Annotated in this window: 25 protein-coding genes; 10 read left to right on the top strand and 15 right to left on the bottom strand. The window is 71.4% G+C overall.

Features of this window, described 5'->3' with window-relative positions; genetic code table 11:
- The 6 genes from AB0K10_RS02020 to AB0K10_RS01995 all read right to left on the bottom strand — a co-directional run.
- Positions 1 to 1,069, bottom strand: a 1,069-nt coding sequence (locus AB0K10_RS02020; protein WP_363679014.1) for a VCBS repeat-containing protein, incomplete at its 3' end; no start/stop codon positions are given.
- Between the two features lie 81 nt (positions 1,070 to 1,150).
- Positions 1,151 to 1,414, bottom strand: a complete 264-nt coding sequence (locus AB0K10_RS02015; RefSeq protein WP_363679012.1) for a hypothetical protein — start codon at positions 1,412 to 1,414, stop codon at positions 1,151 to 1,153.
- Positions 1,415 to 1,549 carry a hypothetical protein gene (locus AB0K10_RS02010; protein WP_363679010.1) on the bottom strand — a complete coding sequence of 45 codons (135 nt, stop codon included), beginning with the start codon at positions 1,547 to 1,549 and terminating at the stop codon, positions 1,415 to 1,417. It abuts the gene before it with no gap.
- A gap of 220 nt (positions 1,550 to 1,769) precedes the next feature.
- Positions 1,770 to 2,735, bottom strand: coding sequence for an N-acetylmuramoyl-L-alanine amidase (locus tag AB0K10_RS02005; protein ID WP_363679008.1), 966 nt, complete (start codon positions 2,733 to 2,735; stop codon positions 1,770 to 1,772).
- Complete coding sequence (locus tag AB0K10_RS02000) at positions 2,735 to 2,890, bottom strand: hypothetical protein (protein WP_363679006.1); 156 nt, start codon at positions 2,888 to 2,890, stop codon at positions 2,735 to 2,737. The genes AB0K10_RS02005 and AB0K10_RS02000 overlap by 1 nt, the downstream gene beginning before the upstream one ends.
- A 125-nt stretch (positions 2,891 to 3,015) precedes the next feature.
- Complete coding sequence (locus tag AB0K10_RS01995) at positions 3,016 to 3,804, bottom strand: aldo/keto reductase (protein ID WP_363679004.1); 789 nt, start codon at positions 3,802 to 3,804, stop codon at positions 3,016 to 3,018.
- A 94-nt stretch (positions 3,805 to 3,898) separates the two neighbouring features.
- On the opposite strand from AB0K10_RS01995, the gene AB0K10_RS01990 reads away from it, so the two are divergent.
- Positions 3,899 to 4,948 carry a DNA polymerase ligase N-terminal domain-containing protein gene (locus AB0K10_RS01990; RefSeq protein WP_363679002.1) on the top strand — a complete coding sequence of 350 codons (1,050 nt, stop codon included), beginning with the start codon at positions 3,899 to 3,901 and terminating at the stop codon, positions 4,946 to 4,948.
- Between the two features lie 14 nt (positions 4,949 to 4,962).
- A complete protein-coding gene (locus AB0K10_RS01985; protein ID WP_363679560.1) occupies positions 4,963 to 6,153 on the top strand; it encodes a threonine synthase in 1,191 nt (396 codons plus the stop codon).
- Between the two features lie 29 nt (positions 6,154 to 6,182).
- Here the strand turns inward: AB0K10_RS01985 and AB0K10_RS01980 are convergent, their stop codons facing one another.
- Entirely contained in the window at positions 6,183 to 7,979 is a 1,797-nt protein-coding gene (locus AB0K10_RS01980) for a glycoside hydrolase family 15 protein (protein ID WP_363679000.1), read from the bottom strand.
- Positions 7,980 to 8,021: 42 nt separating this feature from the next.
- Complete coding sequence (locus tag AB0K10_RS01975; RefSeq protein ID WP_363678998.1) at positions 8,022 to 8,414, bottom strand: cupin domain-containing protein; 393 nt, start codon at positions 8,412 to 8,414, stop codon at positions 8,022 to 8,024.
- Between the two features lie 316 nt (positions 8,415 to 8,730).
- On the opposite strand from AB0K10_RS01975, the gene AB0K10_RS01970 reads away from it, so the two are divergent.
- Positions 8,731 to 9,801 (top strand): hypothetical protein, encoded by a 1,071-nt coding sequence (locus AB0K10_RS01970; RefSeq protein WP_363678996.1) that lies wholly within the window; start codon positions 8,731 to 8,733, stop codon positions 9,799 to 9,801.
- 80 nt (positions 9,802 to 9,881) lie between these two features.
- Here the strand turns inward: AB0K10_RS01970 and AB0K10_RS01965 are convergent, their stop codons facing one another.
- The gene (locus AB0K10_RS01965; protein ID WP_363678994.1) at positions 9,882 to 10,163 is read right to left on the bottom strand and encodes an adhesin; all 282 of its coding nucleotides are present in this window, start codon (positions 10,161 to 10,163) and stop codon (positions 9,882 to 9,884) included.
- A gap of 275 nt (positions 10,164 to 10,438) precedes the next feature.
- On the opposite strand from AB0K10_RS01965, the gene AB0K10_RS01960 reads away from it, so the two are divergent.
- Both AB0K10_RS01960 and dacB read left to right on the top strand, forming a co-directional pair.
- Positions 10,439 to 11,155 carry an aquaporin gene (locus AB0K10_RS01960; protein WP_363678992.1) on the top strand — a complete coding sequence of 239 codons (717 nt, stop codon included), beginning with the start codon at positions 10,439 to 10,441 and terminating at the stop codon, positions 11,153 to 11,155.
- A 67-nt stretch (positions 11,156 to 11,222) separates the two neighbouring features.
- Positions 11,223 to 12,806: a D-alanyl-D-alanine carboxypeptidase/D-alanyl-D-alanine-endopeptidase gene (gene dacB, locus AB0K10_RS01955; protein WP_363678990.1), complete on the top strand. Its 1,584-nt coding sequence runs from the start codon at positions 11,223 to 11,225 to the stop codon at positions 12,804 to 12,806.
- A gap of 9 nt (positions 12,807 to 12,815) precedes the next feature.
- Here dacB and AB0K10_RS01950 read toward each other — a convergent pair whose 3' ends face one another.
- The 3 genes from AB0K10_RS01950 to AB0K10_RS01940 form a co-directional block, all read right to left on the bottom strand.
- Positions 12,816 to 13,145: a hypothetical protein gene (locus tag AB0K10_RS01950; protein ID WP_363678988.1), complete on the bottom strand. Its 330-nt coding sequence runs from the start codon at positions 13,143 to 13,145 to the stop codon at positions 12,816 to 12,818.
- A gap of 99 nt (positions 13,146 to 13,244) precedes the next feature.
- Positions 13,245 to 14,210 (bottom strand): hypothetical protein, encoded by a 966-nt coding sequence (locus AB0K10_RS01945; RefSeq protein WP_363678986.1) that lies wholly within the window; start codon positions 14,208 to 14,210, stop codon positions 13,245 to 13,247.
- Positions 14,211 to 14,397: 187 nt separating this feature from the next.
- Positions 14,398 to 14,991: a pentapeptide repeat-containing protein gene (locus tag AB0K10_RS01940; protein ID WP_363678984.1), complete on the bottom strand. Its 594-nt coding sequence runs from the start codon at positions 14,989 to 14,991 to the stop codon at positions 14,398 to 14,400.
- 96 nt (positions 14,992 to 15,087) lie between these two features.
- Between AB0K10_RS01940 and AB0K10_RS01935 the strand changes: the two genes are divergently transcribed.
- Together AB0K10_RS01935 and AB0K10_RS01930 are read left to right on the top strand one after the other, a co-directional pair.
- Positions 15,088 to 16,320: a serine hydrolase domain-containing protein gene (locus tag AB0K10_RS01935; protein WP_363678982.1), complete on the top strand. Its 1,233-nt coding sequence runs from the start codon at positions 15,088 to 15,090 to the stop codon at positions 16,318 to 16,320.
- 53 nt (positions 16,321 to 16,373) lie between these two features.
- Positions 16,374 to 17,015 (top strand): NAD(P)H-binding protein, encoded by a 642-nt coding sequence (locus AB0K10_RS01930; protein WP_363678980.1) that lies wholly within the window; start codon positions 16,374 to 16,376, stop codon positions 17,013 to 17,015.
- Positions 17,016 to 17,276: 261 nt separating this feature from the next.
- Here the strand turns inward: AB0K10_RS01930 and AB0K10_RS01925 are convergent, their stop codons facing one another.
- Positions 17,277 to 17,741 carry a PPOX class F420-dependent oxidoreductase gene (locus AB0K10_RS01925; RefSeq protein WP_358153847.1) on the bottom strand — a complete coding sequence of 155 codons (465 nt, stop codon included), beginning with the start codon at positions 17,739 to 17,741 and terminating at the stop codon, positions 17,277 to 17,279.
- A 119-nt stretch (positions 17,742 to 17,860) separates the two neighbouring features.
- On the opposite strand from AB0K10_RS01925, the gene AB0K10_RS01920 reads away from it, so the two are divergent.
- Positions 17,861 to 18,670 carry an ABC transporter ATP-binding protein gene (locus AB0K10_RS01920; protein WP_363678978.1) on the top strand — a complete coding sequence of 270 codons (810 nt, stop codon included), beginning with the start codon at positions 17,861 to 17,863 and terminating at the stop codon, positions 18,668 to 18,670.
- On the top strand, positions 18,664 to 21,273 hold the full coding sequence (locus AB0K10_RS01915) for an FtsX-like permease family protein (protein WP_363678976.1): 2,610 nt from the start codon (positions 18,664 to 18,666) through the stop codon (positions 21,271 to 21,273). Before AB0K10_RS01920 ends, AB0K10_RS01915 begins: the two co-directional genes overlap by 7 nt.
- Before the next feature lie 65 nt (positions 21,274 to 21,338).
- Here AB0K10_RS01915 and AB0K10_RS01910 read toward each other — a convergent pair whose 3' ends face one another.
- Complete coding sequence (locus AB0K10_RS01910; RefSeq protein ID WP_266249300.1) at positions 21,339 to 21,977, bottom strand: DUF6642 family protein; 639 nt, start codon at positions 21,975 to 21,977, stop codon at positions 21,339 to 21,341.
- A gap of 305 nt (positions 21,978 to 22,282) precedes the next feature.
- Between AB0K10_RS01910 and AB0K10_RS01905 the strand changes: the two genes are divergently transcribed.
- On the top strand, positions 22,283 to 23,071 hold the full coding sequence (locus AB0K10_RS01905; RefSeq protein WP_363678974.1) for a D-Ala-D-Ala carboxypeptidase family metallohydrolase: 789 nt from the start codon (positions 22,283 to 22,285) through the stop codon (positions 23,069 to 23,071).
- Positions 23,072 to 23,167: 96 nt separating this feature from the next.
- Here the strand turns inward: AB0K10_RS01905 and AB0K10_RS01900 are convergent, their stop codons facing one another.
- Positions 23,168 to 23,659, bottom strand: coding sequence for a hypothetical protein (locus AB0K10_RS01900; RefSeq protein WP_363678972.1), 492 nt, complete (start codon positions 23,657 to 23,659; stop codon positions 23,168 to 23,170).
- Positions 23,660 to 23,684: the final 25 nt, after the last annotated feature.

The following is a 23,684-nucleotide window of genomic DNA, read 5'->3' as shown; positions in this document are numbered from 1 at the left end:
TGTCCCTGCCGTCGTTGTCCCAGTCACCGGCAACCGGGCGGTCGCCGGACGGGCCATGCCCGAACTTGAAGGTGGCGTCGGTGCTGGTGGTGCCGTTGGTCAGGTACCAGGTCGACGTGCCCGGCCGGAACACACCCACGGTGTCCCTGCCGTCGTTGTCCCAGTCACCGGCAACCGGGCGGTCGCCGGACGGGCCATGCCCGAACTTGAAGGTGGCGTCGGTGCTGGTGGTGCCGTTCGTCAGGTAGAACGTCGACGTGCCCGGCCGGAACACACCCACGGTGTCCTTGCCGTCGTTGTCCCAGTCACCGGCGACCGGGATGTCGCCCGAGGGGCCGTGACCGAATTTGAAGATGGACGTGGCGTCCCCGCCGTTGATGTTGCGAAGGTAGAACGTCGAGTTGCTCGGCCGGAAGACACCGACGGTCTCGACGCCGTCGCCATCCCAGTCACCCGAGATCGGCACGTCCTCCGAGCCTGGGCCGACCGGGTTGGCGGACCACCACGAGGTGCGCTTGTTCGCACCCGACCAGCTGAAGCTGAAGTGGATGTGGTCGGTGTGCGGGATCTCTCCGGTGTAAGGCTGCCAGCCGGCGGACGGATCGTAGGCCCGCCACTGCTGCTTGTTCCAGATGATGTACATGATGCCGAGTCGGCGGGCCATGGCGTGCTTGTTGCCGTACTGGTCGGTGGCGAGCAGCCAGTTGATCAAGTCGTCGGCCTGGGCCCGCTCGGCGCTGTCGTTCACGTCGAAGCCGTAGTCGAGCGCCCGGCCCTCCTTGTGTTCGCTCGTGTCGCCCGTGTCGCAGTCCCGGGAGATGCCCCAGTCGCGGTCGCCGTAGGTCGACTTCAGCAGGTCCTTGAAGCTCACCACCCCGGGCTTGTTGGTCGGGTCGCAGATCTCCTGGCCCTGGTAGGAGGCGTAGCCGTCGATGGCGGAACTGAAGACGGGCGTGGGCGGTGCGGCCATTGCCGTGCTGGGGGCGCTGGCCACCGCGGCGATGGTGGCGAGGGTGACACCGAGCAATCCGGTGACGGCACGACGCATGGCGATTGTCTTTCCGAACATTCCACTCCTTAAAGCGGTTTTGGTGGGCACGGTTCAGCGCGGCGACGTTTGTCGAAACGTCGTCGAGTCAGGCCAATTCACTTACTGTCGAATCTCCCAGCCCCGCAGTGCGGGGGCGGTAAGCGTCCGTTCGAGGAGACCAACGGCCGTCAGGAGTGGGCACTGCCCACCGGTGGTGCGGAGAAAGAGGACGACTGTCGCGTGGTCGTCGAAGACCCGCACCCGCAGATACTCCAGTTGGTCGCCAGGATCGGCGTGAGTCCAGATCAGATCACTGACCTGTTCCGGTGCGATCGCGACACCGACGGGTTCGGCCGGCCTCAGCTCGGCCTTGAACAGGCGCACTCATCCCCACTCACTTCCCCCGTCGATCGCAGGAGCCGCGGAGCCGGCGGCGGTCGGCCCGAGCGCCGACGAACGGGCGGCCATCGACAGCACTCCCTGGTTCGTCGCCGTGGCCACTGTTGACGCCTGCCGCATCTGCACTCCTTGGCCTTGTCTTCGCCGTGCTCGTTCAGCCCGGTAGGACAAGGATGGCCGCGGCCGGCGCGGAAGTCACCGGTCGGGCACTGGCAGCAAGGTGCACGTCCGCTAGGTGCCAACCCCGCCGGGCCAGAGGAAAGCCCTCGACGCCGGAAGGGAGGTGCGCTGCCGGGTGGACAGCGCACCTCCCTTCCGTCGGCGACCGGCGCCGTTCGGATCAGATCCGGGTGAGGCGTACGGCGTCGGCGATCACCAGGCCGGTGGCGTTGCTCCAGCGGCTCACCGCCACCCGGTTGGCGTCCCCCGCCGGCAGCGCGAAGGTTCCCAGGACCCGCCACTGCCCGCCGGTGACCCGCTGGTCCACGTACACCGTCTTGTTGCCCGTGGTGGTGGCGACGATGTACGGGGTGGCGCTGTTGTAGCCGCTGTTCGTCGGCCACCAGGCCTCGACCCGGTAGTTGCCGGCCGCCGGCACGTTGAACCGGTACCAGGCGGGGTCGCTGGCCGCGACCGGGTCGGCGTAGCGGTAGTCGGCGCCGTACCGCTGGCTGGAGAACGTCGAGACGCCCCAGTTCGCGCTGGCGGTGAACCGGCCCGAGGTCGTGTTGTCCACAGTCGACGACCAGGCCGTGCCGCCGCCGGCCATCTTCGCCGCCACGTCGGCGCGCATCACGTTCAGGTCGATGAAGGATGGGTCGATCTTGCCGGTGGTGCTGGTTTCCCGGTGCCCCCGGGCGTAGCTGCTGTCCCGGCCGAGCCGGGTGAGTACGGCGGCGGTGGCGGCGATCGACGAGGTGTACTGCGCGGTGGTCATCTGCTGGTCGACACCGTTGTAGTCGATCTCCCACCCGATCATGAGGGTGTTGCCGTCTCCGGCGGGGATGGGGCCGCTGCCGCCGCTGACCCCGGCGTGGTTGCAGCGGCCGGCGGAGATGACGTGGAAGACGCCGTTGTAGTCGACGAGCGCCTGACAGAGCGGGCCGGCCAGGTCGGAGCGGCCGTTGATGCAGATGCCGAGCGCCGGGTGCGGGTTGCTGGCGCTGGAGGTCGAGGCGGTGTGGTGCCAGAGCACCCCGATCGGGTCGAACGAGCCGGGCCGCATCCGGTTGAGCCAGTCGCCCTCGACGACGACCTGGACCCCGGCGCCGCGCAGCACGTCCACGAGCCACGGGATGGTCGCCATCAGGAGTCCCGCAGCAGGTCGGCCAGGCACTCGGCCTTCGGGGCGGCGCTCGCCGGGGCCGGTCGGACGGCGAGAGTGGTAAGCGCGGCGGCCACCAGGGCGGGGATGCCGAGCACCCCACGGCGGCGCAGACGGACGGACGGAGATCGGGCCATGGCGGTCCTCCAGCGGCGAGGGGTTCACACGCATCGACGCACGTGATGACGGCACGCTATACCGTCATGAGCGTCGATGTCGATAGCCTTCACCTGCCGGCCGCACTGTGAAGGATTCCGCCGTTTCAGGCGTCGCCGAGCGCGTCGATGTCGCGCATCTCCTCCGCCGTCAACGAGAAGTGGAAGACGTCGAAGTTGGCGCTGATCCGCTCCGGAGTCACCGACTTCGGAATCACCACGATCTCGTGGTCGATGTGCCACCGCAGCACCACCTGCGCCGGTGAGACGCCGTGCGCCGCCGCGATCCTGGTCAGCACCGGATCGCTGAGGTCGCTGGTCTTGAACGGGCTGTACCCCTCCAGCACCACGCCCCGGTCCCGGTGCTCGGCGTGCCGCTGCCTGTCGTACAGCGCGGGGCTCCACCGGATCTGGTTGACCGCCGGATTCTCCTCCGTCGACTGGATCAACTCGTCGATCTCGCCCGTGCTGTAGTTGCTGACCCCGACGGCGCGGGTCAGGTTCTCGTCCCGGGCGGCCAGCAGCTCACGCCACAGCGGAATGCTGTCCGCCGGCGACGACGGCGGCCAGTGGATCAACCAGAGGTCCACCTGGTCGACACCGAGCGCCTCCAGGCTGGCCTGCAACGTCTCGCGCTCCCGGCCCGTCCGGTCCGGCGGGAGCTTGGTGGTGATGAAGACGTCCTCGCGACGCAGCCCGCTCTCCTGGACCGCCCGGCCGACCTCCCGCTCGTTGCCGTACACCGTGGCGGTGTCGAGGTGGCGGTAGCCGGTGTCGAGCGCGGCCAGCACCGCGTCGTAACCCGCCTGGCCGGTGGCCTGCCAGGTGCCGAAGCCGAGCAGAGGCATCCGCACGTCACCCGGGAGCAGGGCGGTGGGCTGGTCGCTGAGGTCCATGAGGTCCGTTCTACCCCGCCGCGCCCCCGGACGCCGAGCGAACCGGACACTCCGGTGGCCAGCGCAATGGATCGGTTTGCCGGAGAATGCCGGTGTGACGGACCGGCTGGAGGAGTACCGGCGTCGGCGCGACGCGGCCCGCACGCCCGAGCCCGTGCCGGAGCGCGGCCCCACGGCGACGGGGCCCGACGAGAGCGCCGGGCGCTTCGTCATCCAGCAGCACCACGCGCGCAGCCTGCACTGGGACCTGCGGTTGGAGCACGAGGGCGTGCTCGCGTCCTGGGCGGTGCCCCGGGGTCTGCCCCGCGACCCGGGCCGCAACCACCTCGCCGTGCACACCGAGGATCACCCGATGGAGTACCTGGACTTCTCCGGCGAGATCCCCGCCGGCGAGTACGGGGGCGGTCGGATGGTCATCCACGACCGGGGCACGTTCCGCTGCGAGAAGTGGCGCGACGACGAGGTCATCGTGACGCTCTCCGGTGACCGCACCGCCGGCCGCTACGCGCTGTTCGCCACCGGTGGCCGGGACTGGATGATCCGCCGCACCGATCCCCCGCCGCCGGGCTGGACGCCGATGCCCGAGCTGATCCGCCCGATGCACACCACGCCCGCCGCCGGGCTGCCTCGCGACCACGACGCGTGGGGGTACGAGCTGCGCTGGGACGGGGTTCGGGCGATGGCGTACGTCTCCGGCGGGCGGTTGCGGCTGCTCTCCGAGACCGACGAGGAGATCACCGGCGGTTACCCGTGGTTGCGCGCGCTGGCCGAGGCGCTCGCGCCCACCGAGGCGGTGCTCGACGGCGTGCTGGTCCGCATCGACGGCTCCGGCCGGGTGCGACCCGCTCGCCCCGCCAACGGTGGCCGGGTCCCGGCCGGTGCGGCGTACCTGCTCGTCGACCTGCTGTGGTTGGAGGGCGTGAGCAGCGTCGACGTCCCGTACGCGCAACGCCGGGAACTGCTCGATGGACTGGCGTTGGCCGGTACGCACTGGCAGACTCCGCCGTGGTTTCCCGGTGCCGGCAACGACGCCCTGCGCACCGGGCGGGAGCAGGGGCTGCCCGGGGTGGTCGCCAAGCGGCTGGACTCGGTCTACGAGCCGGGCCGGCGCAGCCGACGGTGGCTGAGGATCGACGCGGCCTGACGGCGAGGAGCGACGTGTACCTGACCCACCTGGACTGCCCACACTGCGGCCTGGAGTACGCCGCCGACAAGCTACAGAACCTCTGCGGGTGCGGCTCGCCACTGCTGGCCCGCTACGACCTGCCGGCGGTGGCGAAGGCGGTCACCCCGGAGCGTTTCGGCCTGCGCCCGGCCGACCTGTGGCGGTACCGGGAGCTGCTGCCCGTCGCCGATCCCCGGCACGTCACCACGCTCGGTGAGGGCTGGACGCCGCTACTGCGCACCCCGTCGTACGGCGCGGAGATCGGCATCGCGGACCTGATGGTCAAGGACGAGGGGTTGATCCCGACCGGCTCGTTCAAGGCGCGCGGCGCGGCGGTCGGCGTGAGTCGGGCTCACGAGTTGGGCGTCGAGCGGATCGCGATGCCCACCAACGGCAACGCCGGTTCGGCGTGGGCGACGTACGCGGCGCGCGCCGGGATGGGCGCCACCATCGTGATGCCGCTGGCGGCACCGACCATCTGCCGCCGCGAGTGCGTGGCCGCCGGAGCCGACCTGCGCCTGGTGGATGGGCTGATCAGCGACGCGGGCCGCCGGGTGGCCGAGCTGATCGCCGAGTCCGATGGGGCGATCTTCGACGCCGGCACGCTGCGCGAGCCCTACCGGCTGGAGGGCAAGAAGACGATGGGGTACGAGATCGTCGAGCAGCTCGGCTGGCAGGTGCCCGACGTGATCATCTATCCGACGGGTGGCGGGGTCGGCCTGATCGGCATCCACAAGGCGCTGCACGAGATGCGCGAGTTGGGCTGGGTCGGCGACAAGCTGCCCCGGCTGGTGGCGGTGCAGTCGACCGGGTGCGCGCCGATCGTGCGGGCCTTCGCCGCCGGCGAGTCCCGGGCCCGGCCGTGGGAGGACGCGCACACGGTGGCGTTCGGCATCACCGTGCCGTCCCCGTTGGGCGACGAGCTGATCCTGGCCGCGCTGCGGGCGTCCGCCGGCACCGCGGTCGCCGTCGACGACGCCGAGATCCTGGCCGACCTGCGCGACTTCGCGGCCCGCGAGGGTCTGCTGCTCTGCCCGGAGGGCGCGGCCTGCCTGACCGCGGCCCGGCAGCTGCGCGCCGGTGGCTGGATCCGCGCCGGGGAACGGGTGGTGGTGCTCAACACCGGCGCGGGGCTGAAGTATCCGGAGACGGTCGACGTCTCCGGCGTACCCGTGCTGGCCTGAGCGGTAGTCGCCGGATTCCGACGGGCCGGTCAGAAGCTCTCCGGTTCGGTCAGCCGCCAGGCCGCGTTGATCAGCCCGATGTGCGACAGCGCCTGCGGCATGTTGCCGAGCTGCGCGCCGCTGGTCAGGTCGATCTGCTCGCTGAACAGGCCCACGTCGTTGGCGTTGCCCACCACCCGTTCGAACAGCTCCTCGGCACGGCGCTGCTCACCCGCCATCACCAGGCACTCCACCAGCCAGAACGAGCACAGCAGGAAACCGGCCGGGTCGGTCGTCCACCGCCGGACCAGCCCGTCGTCCGTGCCCAACTCCCGCTCCACCACGGCGATCGTCGACCTCATGCGCGGATCGGTGGCCGGCAGGAAGTGCGCCACCGGTAGCGCCAGCACCGAGGCGTCCAGCTCAGGCGAGCCGAACGCGCCGGTGAACGCGCCGATCCGGTCGTTCCATCCCTCGCGCAGCACCGCCGCGCGGATCTCGTCGCGTACGCCGGCCCAGCGGCTCGGGTCGGCCCGATCACCGAGCCGGTCGGCGAGCCCCACCGCGCGGTCCATGGCCAGCCAGCAGGAGACCTTCGAGGAGAGGTAGTGCCGCTCCTCGCCCCGGGTCTCCCACATGCCCCGGTCGGGCAGATGCCAGGTCGAGGCGACCTGCTCGGTCAGCCCGAGCACCATCTCCCGCAGTTCCTCCTCGAACGGGGTGCCGAGGTAGTCGCGCAGCCTCCACACCGCCGACATCACCTCACCCGGCACGTCGAGCTGCCGCTGCCGCCAGGCGTCGTTCCCGATCCGCACCGGCCGGCTGTCGCGGTATCCGCGCACGTGATGGCAGTGGTGCTCGGAGACGTCACGTTCGCCCTCCACGCCGAAGACCACCGGCACCGGCTCGTCACCGACCCGGCCGATCGACCGGGCCACCCAGGCGAACAGCCGCGACGTCTCGTCCGGGCACGCGGCCACCCACAGTGCGCGCATGGTCAGCGAGAAGTCCCGCAGCCAGGAGTAGCGGTAGTCGTAGTTGCGATCGCCGCCGATCCGCTCCGGCAACGAGGTGGTCGGGGCCGCGATCACCGCCCCGCTCCGGGCGTACGTGAGGCCGCCGAGCACCGTCGCGCTGTGCTGGACCAGCTCGGGGTAGCGGCCGGAGTACCCGTGCGTCTCCCGGAACGCCTCCCACGCCCGCGTCGTCTCGGCGAGGGCGGCCAGCGGGTCCAGCCGGACGGGCGGCGTCCCGTACGTCTGCCCGAACGCCACGTCCATCCCGACCACCTGGCCGGCGGAGATCTCGAACTCGTGGGTCACCCGGTCCCGACCGGCCCGCAGCGGCAGGTCTCCGGCGCGCAGCACCAGCACCACCGGACCGGCGCCGGCCAGCACCCCGCCGCCGGGCCGCTCGTGCAGGTACGGCGTGAGCAGCCCGTCCTCCGGGCGGGGGGCGAAGTCCAGCGCCATCCGGACCCGCCCGGACAGGCCCTCGACCACCCGGATGAGCACGGCGGGTGAGTTCTTGCCCAGGTCGTGGGCGCGGGCGCCGATCTCGGCGGCGAGCGCGTCCGTCACCGCCACGCTGCCCTGCGGAGTGTGGTGCACCGTGCGCAGCACAAGCGTGTCCGGCCGGTACGCACGCTCGACCCGGTAGCCGGGGCCCCCGGCGCCAACCGGCGCCAACCGGAAGTACCCCCCGTTCGGGTCGAGCAGCCGCCCGAACACCGAAGCGCTGTCGAACCGCTGCGGGCACCACCAGTCGATCGAACCGTCCCTGCCGACAAGCGCGCCGGAGCGGGAGTCCGACAGAAATCCGTAGTCGGAGATCGGCGGCTGCTGCACCCGCGGGGCGTACCCGCTTCGGCCCGGATCAGACTGCCGCCGTCACGCGGTCGGCGGCTCGTCCTCGCCGGCCTCCTCGGCCCTGTCCGCCTCCTCCTTGGTGTGGTGCACGGCCTGGTCGGCGTGCTCGGGAGGGCCGTAGACGGTGTAGAGCACCAGCGGGTTCGGGCCGGTGTTGACGAAGTTGTGCTTCGTTCCGGACGGCACCACGACCAGGTCGCCCGCAACGACCTCCTTCGTGGCCCCGGCGACCCGGGCCTCACCGGTCCCGCTGACGAAGGTCAGGATCTGGTCGATCCCCTCGTGCACCTCCTCGCCGATCTCCCCGCCCGGCGGAATGGTCATGATCACCAGCTGGGTGTGCTCGCCGGTCCACAGCACCCGCCGGAAGTCCGGGCTCTTCTCGGCGACGGTCGCGATAGTGAAATGCTCCATGGCCTGCTCATACCCCGTTCGGTCGCGCGTCACGCCGGGACTGGCAGATGGTGGAATTCCCCACGGTCGGCAGGTTTGGATCCGCGCCGAGCGGGGATCGACAAACCCAGACCGGCGCAAGCGGCCGGTCGAGCCAGGTCCCCGCCGGCGTACCGCCGAACGGCTGCGGTGGTGGGAGACGGCCAGAGCGCGGCGACGTTCCGACCACGGTCGAAGCGGCGCCGTGCGCTCTTTTCGGTCGCCGAACCGACAGCCGGGCAGCGGATTTTCGACCCGAAACCTGTGGACGTATGCGAATGCCTGACTACATTGAGGTATGGTGCCCGCCCCCGGGGGCCGGGCGGCGGAACCTGTCTACCGCCCCATCCTCGCCAGCCGCCGACGCGGCGAGCTGGAAGCGTTGAACCACCTCGACCCGGCCGTCGCCCCGCTACTCGCCCCGATCCTGGAGATCAGCGCCGTCGATCGCTCCACCATTGACGCACTGCGCCGGCTGCCGGTCGGTCTGCTGCCAGCCGTCGACGTCACCGCCCTGCCCGAGTCGCCCGACACGGAGCTGGCCGGGTGGGGCGTACCGCTGATGCCCGTCATCGGGCTCGCGGAGGGTGACCGGCGACTGGTCGCGCACGGGACGGCGGCCCGGGCGTACGCGCGGGGGGCGCTGCTCCGGCTGCGCACCGCGCACGACCGGGCGGGGCCGGACGCGGACACCACAGCCGTCGAGCGGATCTGGCGACTCACCGGCCTCGCGCCGGAGGAATGCGACCTGCTGGTGGACGCCGGCGACGTGTGCTGCCCGGCGGACGTGCGGGTGGCCGAGCCGCGGGTACGCCGGCTGCTGGACTGGGCTCGTCGCCACGCCTGGCGCTCGGCGACGGTGGCGGCCGGCGGTATGCCGCCGACGCTGTCCCGGCTGCTCGTAGACGAGCCGGTCCGGCTGGAGCGCTGGGACTGGCAGCTCTGGCGGCGGCTGGCCGACGTCGGGGTGGACTACGGCGACTACGGTGTCGGGCCGGCGCTGTCGGACTCCGGCGATCCCGGCGACCGGATGCCCACCGTGCGCTACACCGCCGACGACTGTTGGTGGGTCTACCGCTGGTCACGTCGGGGCGGCCGGGGGGACGACCGCTTCGCCGACCTGTGTCGCACGCTGGTGTCGGCGCCGCACTGGTCGCGCACCGGGGCCGCCTTCTCGTGGGGCGACCACGAGTTGCTGCGCCGCGCCCGCCGGGGCGCCGGCGCCGGGTCGATCGCCACCTGGACGGCGTGGAGCACGTCGCACCACCTGGCACACGTGCTCGCCGCGCTGTCCCGACCGGACGACACCACCGGGCCCGGGTGGAACCCCCGGTCGGGCCCGCCGCAGCGAGGGCGATCGCTGCGGTGAGAACCGCCCAGGAAGCGCTGCGGTGAGAACCGCCCAGGAAGCGCTGCGGTGAGAACCGCCCAGGAAGCGCTGCTTACCGGCTACTGCTGCTCGGTGAACCCGAACTGGATGATTCCCTCGTCGTCGACGGTGGCGTCCACCGAGGCGTCGCCCAGCAGCTCGGCGGCGTCCGGGTCGAGGAAGATCCGGGCACCCTGGTTGTCGACGACGTGGTCGCCCTGCGCCGGCTCGGGCACCAGTTCCACGGTGAGCGATCCGGCGTCGGCGTCGGCGGCGATCCGGACACCACCGTCCTCGGCCACGTCCTGCTGGTTGGCCAGGTCACGGATGACGAGCACGGCGTTGTCGGTCATGGTGAGCATTTGCGGAACTCCTCGTGGATTCTCGGCTCGCGGTCGGTTGTCGCGCGGACCGGACAGTCGGCCCGCGTACGAGCGCGCGTGGGAGGCGACGGGAGGGACGGACGGTCATCGCCGTCGCATCGAATCGGGGCAGCTGACGGGCCCCGTCCCTTCCCACGGTGCCCGCCACCAGGCGATCCGTCAAATAGAGCCGGATCAGTCGAGCGCGGGGGCAGGGCCCGCCCGGCACCCGGATTCCCCCACCGTTTTGCCCGAATCATCCTTACGCTGAGTGCATGGATGACGCTCGTCGTGCTGGCGCCGAGTTCCTCGGCACCCTGCTGCTGGTGTTCTTCGGCGTGGGCGCGGCCGTCGCCGCGCGGATCCAGGGTGGCGTGGTGGTCGTCGCGCTGGCCTTCGGGTTCGTCATGCTGGCCCTCGTCTACACGATCGGCCCCCTGTCCGGCAGTCACGTCAATCCGGCGGTGACGCTCGGCGTGCTGTTGTCCGGCAAGATCACGCTGATCGGCGCGGTGGCCTACTGGGTCGCCCAGTTCGTCGGCGCGACCGTGGCCGGCTTCCTGCTCTGGGCGCTGACCCGCTGGGGTGACGTGGCGGACCAGACCGGGGCGCTGGGCTCGAACGGGTACGGCGCGCACATCAACCGGGGCGGCGCCGCCGTGCTGGAAATCGTGCTGACCTTCCTCTTCGTCCTGGTCGTCCTGGTCGTGACGAGCCGCAGCGAGAATCCGGGCGTCGCGGGGGTAGCCATCGGGTTGGCCCTGGCCGCCACCCAACTGGTCGGCGTGACGCTTACCGGCGCGGCGGTCAACCCGGCCCGCGCCTTCGGGCCGGCCGTCTTCCAGGGTGGCACCGCTCTACGCCAACTCTGGGTGTTCATCGTCTTCCCGCTGCTCGGCGGGGCTCTCGCCGCGTTGGTGGCGCCGCTGGTGATGGGCGCGCAGCGGCACTACTGGGGTGGGCACGACAGGTCGGTCGGCGGACCGAAGTAGACGTCGGCGGCAATAACCTTCGACCGAGGCTCTTTTCTGGCGATTACCTCCGTGACAGCATCGGCGCATGCATCGTCGTCTCTTTCCGCACGCTGCCGCGCTGCTCGCGCTGGCCGTCACCGCGGCCACCGTCGGCGCGTCCGGCGCCACCGCCCAGTCGCCCACCCCCGCGACGACCCGGCTGCACGCCACCATCGACACGATCCTCGCCGACAGCCGGCTGGCCGGCGCGCAGACCTCGGTGGTCGTCGTCGACACGAACACCGGGCAGACCCTCTACGACCGCAACGGCGACCGGCGGCTGGTCCCGGCGTCCAACACCAAGCTGCTGACCTCGACCGCCGCCCTGGAGTTGCTCGGCCCCGGGCACCACTTCAGCACCGACGTCCACACCACAGGCAAGCGCCGCGCCGGGCTGCTCTCCGGCAATCTCTACCTGCGCGGCGGCGGTGACCCGACCATGCTCGCGGCCGACTACGACGCCCTCGCCGCGCAGGTCGCCGCCGACGGCGTCCGAGTCGTCACAGGCAACCTGGTAGCCGACGACACCCGCTACGACCGCACCCGGCTGGGCCCCGACTGGACCTGGGACGACGAGCCCTACTACTACGCCGCGCAGGTCTCCGCTCTCACCGTCGCGCCGGACACCGACTACGACGCGGGCACCGTGATCGTGCACGCCGCGCCCGCCGACCGGGCCGGCGCCAGGCCGGTGGTCAGCACCACGCCGTCGACCGGGTACGTCCACATCGACAATCGCGCCGAGACGGTGAGCGAGGGCGACACCTCGATCTCCATCGAGCGCGAGCACGGCGGCAACACGATCGTGGTGACCGGCCAGATCGCCGTCGGCGACGAGCCCGCCAGCGACTGGGTGACCGTCTGGGAGCCCACCGGCTACGCGGCCGAGGTCTTCCGGGCGGCGCTACGCCGGCACGGCGTACGGGTGCTCGGCCGGACGGTGCTCGGCGAGCCCACCCCGGAGGCGGCCCAGCAGGTGGCGCGGCACGACTCGATGAGCCTGGGTGAGCTGATGACGCCGTTTCTCAAGCTCTCCAACAACGGGCACGCCGAGGTCCTGACCAAGGAGATCGGCCGGGTGCTGTCCGGCGCGGGCACCTGGTCCGCAGGTCTCACGGCGATAAGCGAGTACGTCGCCGACACCGGAATGGACACCGAGACGCTGCGCCAGCGCGACGGCTCGGGATTGTCCCGCCGCAACCTGGTGCCGGCGACGGAGTTCGTCGACCTCCTGGCCGCCGTGCGAGCCGAGCCCTGGTTCGCCACCTGGTACGCGGCGCTGCCCATCGCCGGGCAGCCGGAACGGTTCGTCGGCGGCACGCTGCGCAGCCGCATGGCCGGCACCCCGGCGGCGGGCAACGTGCACGCGAAGACCGGCAGCCTCACCGGCGTCTCCGCGCTGTCCGGCTACGTCACCAGCGCGGACGGCCACCTGCTGGCGTTCTCCATCCTGCTGAACAACTACCTGACGGCGTCGGTCAAGCCGCTGGAGGACCAGATCGCCGTGGCGCTGGCCGACCATCGGGAGGACGCCGCGAGCGCGGCACGGGCCGCGCCGCCCGCGGTGCCGGAGACGCCGCGTACACCGGAGGGCGTCGAGTGTTCCTGGGTCAAGCCGATCACCTGCTGAACGGCTGTGTCAGGCCGGACGGTCCGGTGTGTGGGGCACCGCCGTGGGGTCGCCGCGCTCGATGAGCGCGGCGATCTCGGCGGCCCGCAGCCCGCGCAGCGCCAGCACTCGGGTGCCCCATCGGTGCAGCCGGCACGGGTGTGGGCTGGCGTCGTTGCGGCAGACCACACCGCCGGACCAGCGCCGCGGTGCGTGCACCACCACCGCACGCACCGCGAACTGGGCGTCCTCGCCCGTCACGTACGGCGGCAGGGGAATGTCGCGGAGCACCTCGCCGGGCAGGTCGTCGGCACCGGAGGAGTCGACGGGACGGACGCGGTGGGCGGTACTGCTGCTCATCTGCGGGTCCTCCACAGTGGAAAGTGAGACGGGGACCACAGAAAGTTACGTCGCTGTCGACCGAGGGCGACGGACAAACTGTCCCGCGCCCCGCCCGGTTCAGCGCAGCGCGACGGCCTGGAGCCCGACGTTGCCGCAGTGCTCGGTGAAGACCTTCTCGACGGTCCAGGTCAGCACCAGCCGGGCGTTCTTCGGCAGCTCGAACCGGATGGTGAACACCGCGCTCTGGCTGGTGTACGGGTCCTCCAGGCGTGCGGTGCCGACCGGCCCGCCGGTGGACAGCCGCGCGTCCAGCCGACCCCGGGCCATCCAGATCCCGGCGTAGACCTGGACGGTACGCGGCGCCCCGCTGCCGACGACCGCCAGCGTGAACCCGTTGCCCACACCACAGGTGTAGACACCGTTGGAACTGCCACGGTCGAACCGCTCGGGCGTGCCGTCGGACCAGCGGACGACCTCCTGGTTGCCATCCCAGCCGATCCGGTTGCCCCTCCCACCTCCGTCGACGATCTCGCCGGATCCGGAGCGCTTGCGGACGGTCGAGGTGCCGCCGCGCAGGCCCCAGTGCATCCAATCGCGAACGCCCACGGCGGTGAGGTCGACCTCGGCAGGCACCTCGGCACGGCTCACCGACAGCAGCGACGCCCCCGGCCTTTTCGGAGGCGGTGCGGGCGTGCTCGTCGACGGGGTCGGTTCGGGCGAGGGCGGCCGTTCCCGGGGGCGCAGGCCGGGCAGCGCCGGCCCGGCGTCGGTGGCGTGTCCGTCGGCAGCCGGGAAGGCCGTCGGTCGAGTGGCCCCGGCGGGTATGCCACCCGCGCCACCGACCGGGCTACCGGCCGATTCCGGGCCGGACCGTGTGCCGAGGTACGCGACGAGCAGCACGAGGCAGACGAGCGCGCCGAGCCCCTCCAACGCCCAGCGCCGCCGCTGCCGGGCACGGGCGAGCCGGCGCAGCATGCGGCCGTTCAGCCCGGTGGCGACGGTGGGCGGCCGGTGCGACGCGGGTCGCCCGGTCGGCTCGTCCCCGGCCCGCGCACCATCCCGCGTACGGTCCTCGTCCGCCACCGACCCCTCCACTCCGCCGCCCGGCCGCCACGGCACGCGACGGATCGACAGTCCACTGTGGGCCGCTCAGGTTCACACCGGTGTGGTCGACACGCTAAATCGGGACAGGCTGGCCTGTCCAGTCCGGATCGGGACGGTATGGGACGTCCGACGGTCTCGTGGCAGATCGACGGAGAGCCAGCCCGTGTCAGCCGATCCGGAAGCCGAGCGCCTGCGCGATGACGAGAGCCTGCTCGGCGTCGACGATGGCGCCGGCTCGTTCGACAGACGTCGGGTCCAGCGCCGTGAGGTCGCTGCGCCGCAGGTCAGCACCGCCCAGACGGCAGTTGTGCAGTTGCGCACCGGAGAGGTCGACGCCGGCCACCGTGGCGCCGGTGAGGTTGGCGCCGGTCAGGTCGGCCTCGCGCATCCGCACGCCGCTCAGCCAGACGGCGCGCAGGTCCGCGCCGGGCAGCGCGACGAACGACCAGTCGCCGCCGTCGACCCGCAGCGGGCGAAGCTCGCACTGGACGAAGGTGCTCCCGACCAGCTTGCAGCCGGTGAACTCGGCCTCGAAGAAGTTGCACCGCCGGAAGACACAGCGGGTGAACGCCGAGTCGAGGTGCCGGGACGCGTTGAACTGCACGTTACCGAACGTGCAGCCGGTGAAGACCGCGCCACGGGTCACCGCCTCGGTCAGGTCCACGTCGAAGAACTCGCACGCCACGAACTGGCGGTCGGTCAGCTCCTCGGCGTACCAGTCCTCGTGGCGGAAGGTCACGTCCTCGGTCAACTCCGGCATCCGGCCAGGCTAGTGCCGCCCACCGACGCCCTCGGGGCGGCCCGCGGGTGGCGGCCCCCTTCCGGTGATGGCGTACCGCCGAGTAGGTTCGGCGACGTGAGTGTGGCTCGGAGCACGGACCCGGATCAGATCGGTTTCGACCCGGCGCGGCTGGCGCGGATCGACGACCACTTCGGCAGATACGTCGACGACGGCCGGTTGGCGGGCTGGCAGGTGGTGGTCACCCGGGGCGGCGAGGTGGCGCACTCCTCGACGTACGGCCTGGCCGACCGCGAGTCGGGCGCCCCGGTCGAGGCCGACACACTCTGGCGGATCTACTCGATGACCAAGCCGGTCACCTCGGTCGCCGCCATGATGCTGTGGGAGCAGGGCCGCTTCGAGCTGACCGACGAGATCAGCCGCTGGCTGCCCGAGTTCGCCGACCTGCGGGTCTACTCGAAGGGCTCGACGCTCAAGCCGTACACCGTGCCGGCCAGCGAGCCGATCCGGGTCTGGCATCTGCTCACCCACACCGCCGGTCTGACGTACGGCTTCATGCAGACCTCGGTGGTCGACGGGCTCTACCGGGCGGCCGGCTACGACCTGTACCCGCCGGCGGACGTCGACCTGGCAGGCGCCTGCGCGGCCTTCGGCGAGCTGCCCCTGCTCTTCCAGCCCGGCACGGCGTGGGGCTACTCGGTCGCCACGGACGTGCTCGGCCGGCTGGTCGAGGTGGTCTCCGGGCAGACCTTGGACGCCTTCTTCGCCGAGAAGATCTTCGGCCCGCTGGGCATGACGGACACCCGCTGGTGGGTCGAGGGCGACGAGGCCGAGCGGCTGGCCGCGCTCTACGCACCGGATCCGCGCAGCGGCCGGGCGGTCCGCTACGACCGGCTCGGCGCGCTCGCGCACCACAAGCCCGGCCTGCTCTCCGGTGGCGGTGGCCTGATCTCCAGCGCCGCCGACTACCACCGGTTCACCCAGATGCTGCTGCGCGGCGGCGAGCTGGACGGCGTACGCCTGCTCGGGCCGCGCACGGTGCGTTTCATGACCCGCAACCACCTGCCCGGCGGACAGGATCTGGGCACGCTGTCCACCGGCGGCTTCGCCGAGACCACCCTCGACGGGATCGGCTTCGGTCTCGGCTTCGCGGTGGTCGAGGACCCGATCCCGAGCCGGGTGCCGAGCAGCGTCGGCGAGTACTACTGGGGTGGGGTCGCCAGCACGGCCTTCTGGGTGGACCCGGCGGAGGAGATCACCGCGCTGCTGTTCACCCAGCTCATGCCGTCGAGCACGTACCCGCTGCGCTCCCAACTGCGCCAGCTCGTCTACGCCGCCCTCGTCGACTGACCGGGATCGCCGTTCCGCCGACGGGTGGGGTGCCCGGTCCCTAGCCTGAGCTGGTGAGCACCATTGTCGTGTTTGGCGCGGGCGGCACCGCCGGGTCGCGGGTCACCGCCGAGGCGGTCGACCGGGGGCACCGGGTGATCGCCGCGGTCCGCCGCCCGGAGGCCACCTCGTACCTGCCGGCCGGTGTACGGACCGTCACCGGCGACGCCACGAGCGAGCGCAGTGTCCGGGAGCTGGCGCCGGACGCGGACGCGCTGGTGGTGGCGATCGGCGGCGGCGAGCGCGGGCTGTGGCGCGACGCGGCGGAGAACCTGGTCACCACGCTGCGGTCGGTGCCGTCCGCGCCGCGGATCATCCACCTCGGCGGCGGGTCGACCCTGCTCACGCCGCGTGGCACCCGCATCCTCGACGAGCCGGACTTTCCGGAGCGGTACCGGGACGCGGCGCTGGGCCAGGCCGACGCCCTGGACTACTACCGCACCGCCGCCGACGGGGTGAGCTGGACCTACGTGTCGCCGCCGCCACTGGAGTTCCACCCAGGCGACCGCACCGGGCACTACCGCACCGGCACCGACGAGCCGGTCACCGACGACCAGGGCCGGTCGGTGCTCACCTACGAGGACCTGGCTGTCGCGATCGTCGACGAGATCGAGCAGCCCCGGTACGTCAACGCCCGCTTCACCGCCGCGTACTGACCATCGCGGCAACCGACGGTCGGGGCCGAGGAACCTACCTCCCCTCGCCCCCTGTAGAGCTGCCCCAGAGATGGGGCAGACGCGGGCGGCAACGCAGAGGACAGCCACCCGCACGCGGCGGACACGCCACCCTCGTCGTCCGCCCCATATCTGGGGCAGCTCTACAGCACGCCAACCCACCCGGTGGGTGCGGGCGCGTTCGGTTGATCGAGCATCGCCGGACCTGGGGTGGCGCTCACCGCCGCGTAGTGAGAAGGGGCGTCAGTCGGCGAGGCGGGCCGGGAAGCCGCCGGTGGCGATGGGACCCCAGGCGTCGATGGTGACCCGGATCAACGACTTGCCCTGGCGCACCATGGCCGCCCGGTAGTCGTCCCAGTCCGGGTGCTCGCCGGAGATGCTGCGGAAGTACTCCACCAACGGCTCCAGCGCCTCGGGCAGGTCCAGCACCTCGGCGGTGCCGTCGAGCTGCACCCACGGGCCGTTCCAGTCGTCGGAGAGCACGCAGGCCGAGACCCGGGGGTCACGACGAATGTTTGTCACCTTCGCCCGCTCGGGATAGGTGGACACGACGAGCCGGCCCTGGCCGTCGATGCCGGCGGAGACCGGCGAGGACTGCGGCCGGCCGTCCGCCCGGGTGGTCATCAGCACGACACGGTGCCGAGGCCGGAGGAAGTCGAGCAGGGTGTCCCGGTCGACCCGGGTGTTCTTCGCGATGCTGCGCGCCATTCCCCGTTCCTACCAGGGGCCGAGGGCCGCGGAACACCGGGGCACTACCGCCAGCTGTACCCCTTTTCCGGTGGCGTGCGGTATCGGCCAGGGCCGCCGCCGTTCCTAGCATCGGACGCATGAGACCAAACAGGGAGCCGTCGGACCGGCGCGTCCCACCCGCGGAGACCGCCGCGGCCGGCTCCCTGCAGACCCGTGCGGCGCCGGCAGCGGTTTACCTGGAGTCGGTGTCGAAGGAGTACGGGTCGGGGAGGAACGCGGTACGGGCCCTCGACGCGGTGACAGCCGCGTTCCCGCGCGGCACCTTCACCGCCGTCATGGGCCCGTCCGGGTCGGGCAAGAGCACATTTCTGAACTGCGCGGCCGGCCTGGACCGGCCGACGTCGGGCCGGGTCATGCTTGGTGACACGGAGCTTTCCAGCCGGTCGGAGCGCGAGTTGACCGAGCTGCGACGCGACCGGATCGGGTTCGTCTTCCAGGCGTACAACCTGCTCGGGGCGTTGACCGTCGAGGAGAACGTCACGCTGCCGCTGCGGCTGGCGGACCGGAAGACCGATCAGGCGTTCCTGCGGGAAGTGCTGACCGCTGTCGGCCTCGGCGAGCAGGCCAAGCGGCGGCCGAACGAGCTTTCCGGCGGTCAGCAGCAGCGGGTCGCGGTGGCCCGCGCGCTGATCACCCACCCGGATGTGGTCGTCGCGGACGAACCGACCGGCGCGCTGGACACCCGGTCCAGCAAGCAGGTTCTGGAACTGCTGCGACACATCGTCGACGACATGGGGCAGACGGTGCTCATGGTCACCCACGACCCGGTTGCCGCCTCCTTCGCCGACTCGGTTGTGTTCCTCGCCGACGGCAGGATCGCGGGCCAACTGACCCGACCCACCACGGAGCAGATCGCGTCGCGTATGACGCACCTGGGCGAATGGTGATCCGCCGCATCCGGCGGCTGGTCCGCCTCGTGGTGCCGTACCCCAGAGATCTGTCGCTGGCGTGGAGCACGATCAAGGGGCGCAAGGGCGGCTTCGTCGGCTCCTTCGTCGCGATCGCCGCGGGTTCGGCGGTCATCACCGCCTGCGGGACCCTGCTGGTGTCCGGGCTCGGCACCGGCGTGGCCCCCGAGCGCTACTCGGGGACGGCTGTGGTTCTCGGCGGTCAGCAGTCGTTCCGGCTGGACGAGACCTCCCAGGTCCGCTACAGCGAGCGCGTCACGCTGCCCGTCGACAAGGTCGCCGCCGTCGCTGCGGTGCCCGGTGTTCGGTCAGCCATCGGAGACGTCAACGTCGAGGTCAGCGTGCTGACCTCCAACGGCGACACGGTGCCCGGCCCGGACGGCTTCCCGGTGTTCGGGCACGGCTGGTCCGCCGCGGCGCTCGCGCCGTTCCGGGTCCGCGACGGCCGGGCGCCCGCCGCGCCCGACGAAGTCGTGCTCGACGCCGACCTCGCCGCGCGCGGCGGCGTGTCGCTCGACGAGACCGTGCGCCTCGTGGTCGGCTCGATCCCATCGTCCTATCGCGTGGTGGGCACGGCCGCCATCCAGGGGAACGGGTTGGATCGGCAGTCCGCCGTGTTCGTCACCGACGATCAGGCGGCCAGGCTGTCCGGCCGTCCGGACCGGGTGGACGCGGTCGGCGTGCTCGCGGCGCCCGGAGCCACCCCGGAGCAGTTGGCCGAGCGCATCACGGCCGCCGTACCGGGCGTGCTGGCGCACACCGGCACGGGACGCGGCGACGTGGAGTTCCTGGACGTGGGCGCCGCCCGCAGCCTGGTGGTGGAGACGGCGGCGTCGTTCGGCGGCACCATGGTGCTGATCGTGGTGTTCGTGGTGGCGAGCACCCTCGCACTGTCGGTGCGGCAGCGCAGACGAGAACTGGCCCTGCTACGTGCCATCGGCGCGACACCTCAGCAGATCCACTGGATGATCGGCGCCGAGATGACAGTCGTGTCGTCGGTGGGCGCCGTGGTCGGCGCGGCGCCCGGCGTGGCGCTCGCATTCGTCATGCGCGGCGTGTTCGTCCTCGCGGGCGTGATGCCCCCGGACTTCCGGATGCGGGTGGGGTTGCTGCCCGTCCTGGCCTCGCTGGTGTTGTGCATGACGAGCGCCCGGCTTGCCGGCTGGCTGGTCGCGCGGCGGGTGGCCAAGGTCAGCCCGGTCGAGGCTCTCGGTGACGCCACGGTCGAGCCCACGAAGATCGGCTGGGTTCGGTTGATCATCGGCGTCGTCCTCATTCCGCTCGGGCTGCTGCTGACGTTCGGCAATGCCGTGTCACCGGGCGACTCGGCCGCCGACACGGCCGGGAGCGCGGTCCTGGTGTTCGTCGTGGCGCTCGGATGTCTTGGACCCCAACTGCTTCGGGGCGCCATCGTGCTGTTCGGCTCGCGCCTCAACCGGCAGTCCACGGCCAGCGGGTTCCTCGCCCAGGCCAACGCGCGGACCAACTCGAAGCGGTTCAGTTCGGCGACCATTCCGCTGGCCATGGGCGTGACCCTGGCCGCCGTGCAGGTGTTCGGCGCCTCCACGGCGATCGCGGGGGCGCAGCACCAACTCGAGGACGGCCTGCGGGCCGACCACGTGCTGACCGCGTCGTCCGGTGCCGGGGTGTCTCCCGGAGTCGTGGATGCCGTGCGCGGCGTGCCCGGCGTCGCAGTGGTGACGCCGGTGGCCCGGATGCAGGTGCTGTTGACCTTCCCGTCCGAGGACAGCACCGCGACCAAGGTCTTCGCCGCCCAGGGCGTGGAGCCCGAACGGCTCTCCGAAACCATGGATCTCGCGGTGGACCAGGGCGACATCGCGGAACTGCACGGCGAGGCGGTGGCACTGAGCAGAGTCGCCGCGCAGACCGTCCGAGCGAGAGTCGGCGGGACTGTCGACCTCCGGCTCGGCGACGGCACGCTTGTCGCGCCACGGGTGGTGGCGATCTACGAGAACGGCCTGGGTTTCGGTGATGTCGTCCTGCCCAACGACCTCGTCGTGGCCCACACCACCGCGCGGGTGGACGCCGCGGTGCTGATCCGATCGGTGGACGGGACCGACCCGCAGGCGCTCGCCGACGCGCTGCGTGGCGTCGTCGCACGCTACCCGACGGTTCAGGTCGGGGACCGGCAGACGTTCCTGGCCGCCCCGGGGCCCGGCGGCTCGGGTGACTGGGCGCTGAACCTGCTGTTCCAGACGGTATTACTCGGCTACATCGCCATCGCCGTGGTGAACACTCTCGTGATGGCCACGACGGCGCGGGTTCGCGAGTTCGCGATGCTGCAACTCATCGGCGCCAGCCGGAACCAGCTCCACGCGATGATGAACGGCGAGGCCAGGCTCGTGGTCTTTTCGGCACTGCTGTTCGGTTCGTTGGCAACGATCCCACCGCTGATCGGCATCAGCCTCGGACTGACGCAGTCGCCCGTTCCGAGCATCTCCCTTACCGGGCTCAGTGCGATCGTGGCGATCACCGTCGCGCTCTCCTGGGGTGCGATCAGGGTGGCCACCCGGTACGCGTTGCGACAGGCGCCTGTCGACGCGATCGGCGGTCGTGAGTGAGCAAACGATGGAGGCGGGGCCGGATCAGCGACCGCTCACCTGGCCCGCGGCGTTGAGGTGGGCGATCAGCGGGGGCCGGCGGCGGCGCGGTGCACCGCCTGGGTGGGCACGCGGGGCCGACCGACCGGGCGCCAGGCCCGGCCGTTGGCATAGATCACCCGGAAGCCGAGGTACGAGGCCAGCGGCGCCCAGTGCGCGGAGCCCATCCGCAGTTCGGCGGCATTGTGCCGCTGCCCGTTCGCCAGCACGTCGAGCAGGACGGTTTCGAAGGCGGCCGACTCGACCCAGTCGACGTCCCGGGTGAAACCGCAGATCAGGGCGGCCCCGGTGACCTCCAGGAACTCGCGCAGCACCGCGTCCGACGCGCGTAGGACGGAACAGCTGCCAAAATAGAGCCGGCGCCCCTCGCAGCGGCCGGCCATCAGCTCGGCCACCTCGTTCAGCTCCACCGACTGCCAGTCGGTGAGGCAGAGCCGACTCGGCTCGCCGTGCATCGCGAAGAAGCCGACGCGGTGGTCGGCGTACTGCTTGAGCAGCCAGCGGTCCAGGAAGTAGAACAGCTCGTCGCGGGTGGCCGCGTCCTTGTGAATGAAGCGGATCTTGCCAAGCCGCTCCAGCAGCTCAAGGGTGGGCAGCACGGAACCGCGTTCGTTGAGGTCACGGTGCCACTGACCCTCGACACAGAAGACGCCACCGCGTGCCACGTGCACCTCCGCCAGTCCGCCGGCCAGCGCTGACGTTACCGGCCCCCGACGCGCGAGGAACATCACCCTGGGTGTGACCGATTGCGACGTTCGGTGGGGTTATCCCGTCACCGGGTCCATCGGGGGGAAATGGCTGTTTCGCAAATCAGTCGAATTCCCAGCCGATGCCCAGGAACAACGAATCGTGAGGACAATTCTCGTTAATTGCCGCCTACGGCACTGATCAGTGCGAGGGTGGAAATCACGGGACGTCCCGGTCGATGTCCCGAAGCAACCCCATTCGCTCTCCTATCGGGAGGACTTCTGTGCGCGTAAACACCTTGAAGCGAGTTGCTGTCGCTTTCGCCCTGGCGCTGCCCGGGGCAGCGATCGCCTCGGTGGTCGCCGCGCCGGCAGCGTACGCGGACGGCTGCTACACCTGGAACCGCAACCTGTACCAGGGGCGCTCCGGCGACGACGTCCGCCAGCTGCAGATCCGGGTCGCCGGCTGGGCCGGCTACCGGGACATCGTGGAGAACGACGGTCGCTACGGACCGAAGACCGCCGCCGCGGTCAAGCGGTTCCAGCAGGCGTACGGGCTGCGCGCCGACGGCGTCGCGGGCCCGCAGACCTACGCCAAGCTGTACCAGCTCCAGGACAACGACTGCACGCCCGCGCATTTCAGCTACAACGAGCTGGACAACGGGTGTGGCGGCAGCGGGTGGAGCGGCGGTCCGGTGTCGGCGAGCCAGACGAAGCAGAACGCGCTGCGCACCATGTGGAAGTTGGAAGCGTTGCGCAAGAGCCTCGGCGACAAGCCGCTGAACGTGTCGAGCGGTTTCCGCAGCCGCGCCTGCAACAACCAGGTGGGCGGCGCGTCGGACAGCCAGCACCTGTACGGCAACGCCGCAGACGTCACCTCGCGGACGTCCTCGCTCTGCACGGTGGCCAAGAGCGCCCGCAACAAGGGCTTCAGCGGCATCTACGGGCCGGGCTACCCCGACCACGACGATCACGTGCACGTCGACTCGCGGCGCGAGAACAACAGCGACAACAGCCCGAACACGACGAGCTGGTCCGCGCCGGACTGCGGCATCGGCGCCGGCAACGACTGAACAAGCCGGCAGTGTGACGTCGGCCCGGCGCGGGTGGAGATCTCCGCGTCGGGCCGACGTCGTGTCGACCCCGGACAGGGCGTGGGTGGGGACCGCTCAGCTCGCCCGGGGCCAGCGCGGCGCGGTGACGGGGGGAGTCACCGGCCGGCCGGCAGAGGCCTGTCGTACCCCCGCAGGGGTGACCCGCGCGGCCTGGTGTCGCGCCGGCAGCCCGCCGCGGCCCGGGGCCGGTGCCGGATAGCCGGCGGTCGTCGCCGGCCGGACGCCTGTGGGACGCGCCGACGACGGCCCGGTCGCGGTGAACGGGAAGGGCACGTGCACGAAGGGGTTGCCGTGCTGGATCAACGCTTCGATCTGCCGCTCGTTGAGCCCGTGTGACTCCAGGACCCGACGCCCCCACCTGTGCAGTCGGCACGGGTAGGAGGCGCCGTCGTTGCGGCACAGCGGCCCGGTCGGCCACTCCTCGGCGGTGTGCACGACCACCGCCCGGACCGCGAGCCGGACATCCTCGGGGGTCAGTGGTGCCGGCACCGGCACCTCACCCAGCACCAGGTCGATGGGATCCGTCGACTGCTCACCAACACGCACGGCAGGCCTCCCGCAGTTCGGCAGC

This window comes from Micromonospora sp. NPDC049274 (genome assembly GCF_040678875.1).
Taxonomy (GTDB): domain Bacteria; phylum Actinomycetota; class Actinomycetes; order Mycobacteriales; family Micromonosporaceae; genus Micromonospora.
The sequence above is the reverse complement of the archived record's forward strand: the minus strand, read 5'-3'. Positions and strand labels throughout refer to the sequence as shown.

What these genes read in the sequence shown, in the direction of transcription:
- AB0K10_RS01960 (WP_363678992.1), top strand. Translation starts at nt 10,439, where the DNA reads ATGGATGACGCTCGTCGTGCTGGCGCCGAGTTCCTCGGCACCCTGCTG.
- AB0K10_RS01950 (WP_363678988.1), bottom strand. Translation starts at nt 13,145, where the DNA reads ATGAGCAGCAGTACCGCCCACCGCGTCCGTCCCGTCGACTCCTCCGGT.
- AB0K10_RS01995 (WP_363679004.1), bottom strand. Translation starts at nt 3,804, where the DNA reads ATGGACCTCAGCGACCAGCCCACCGCCCTGCTCCCGGGTGACGTGCGG.
- dacB (WP_363678990.1), top strand. Translation starts at nt 11,223, where the DNA reads ATGCATCGTCGTCTCTTTCCGCACGCTGCCGCGCTGCTCGCGCTGGCC.
- AB0K10_RS01925 (WP_358153847.1), bottom strand. Translation starts at nt 17,741, where the DNA reads ATGGCGCGCAGCATCGCGAAGAACACCCGGGTCGACCGGGACACCCTG.
- AB0K10_RS01965 (WP_363678994.1), bottom strand. Translation starts at nt 10,163, where the DNA reads ATGCTCACCATGACCGACAACGCCGTGCTCGTCATCCGTGACCTGGCC.
- AB0K10_RS02010 (WP_363679010.1), bottom strand. Translation starts at nt 1,549, where the DNA reads ATGCGGCAGGCGTCAACAGTGGCCACGGCGACGAACCAGGGAGTGCTG.
- AB0K10_RS02005 (WP_363679008.1), bottom strand. Translation starts at nt 2,735, where the DNA reads ATGGCGACCATCCCGTGGCTCGTGGACGTGCTGCGCGGCGCCGGGGTC.
- AB0K10_RS01970 (WP_363678996.1), top strand. Translation starts at nt 8,731, where the DNA reads ATGGTGCCCGCCCCCGGGGGCCGGGCGGCGGAACCTGTCTACCGCCCC.
- AB0K10_RS01975 (WP_363678998.1), bottom strand. Translation starts at nt 8,414, where the DNA reads ATGGAGCATTTCACTATCGCGACCGTCGCCGAGAAGAGCCCGGACTTC.
- AB0K10_RS01920 (WP_363678978.1), top strand. Translation starts at nt 17,861, where the DNA reads ATGAGACCAAACAGGGAGCCGTCGGACCGGCGCGTCCCACCCGCGGAG.
- AB0K10_RS02000 (WP_363679006.1), bottom strand. Translation starts at nt 2,890, where the DNA reads ATGGCCCGATCTCCGTCCGTCCGTCTGCGCCGCCGTGGGGTGCTCGGC.
- AB0K10_RS01940 (WP_363678984.1), bottom strand. Translation starts at nt 14,991, where the DNA reads ATGCCGGAGTTGACCGAGGACGTGACCTTCCGCCACGAGGACTGGTAC.
- AB0K10_RS01915 (WP_363678976.1), top strand. Translation starts at nt 18,664, where the DNA reads ATGGTGATCCGCCGCATCCGGCGGCTGGTCCGCCTCGTGGTGCCGTAC.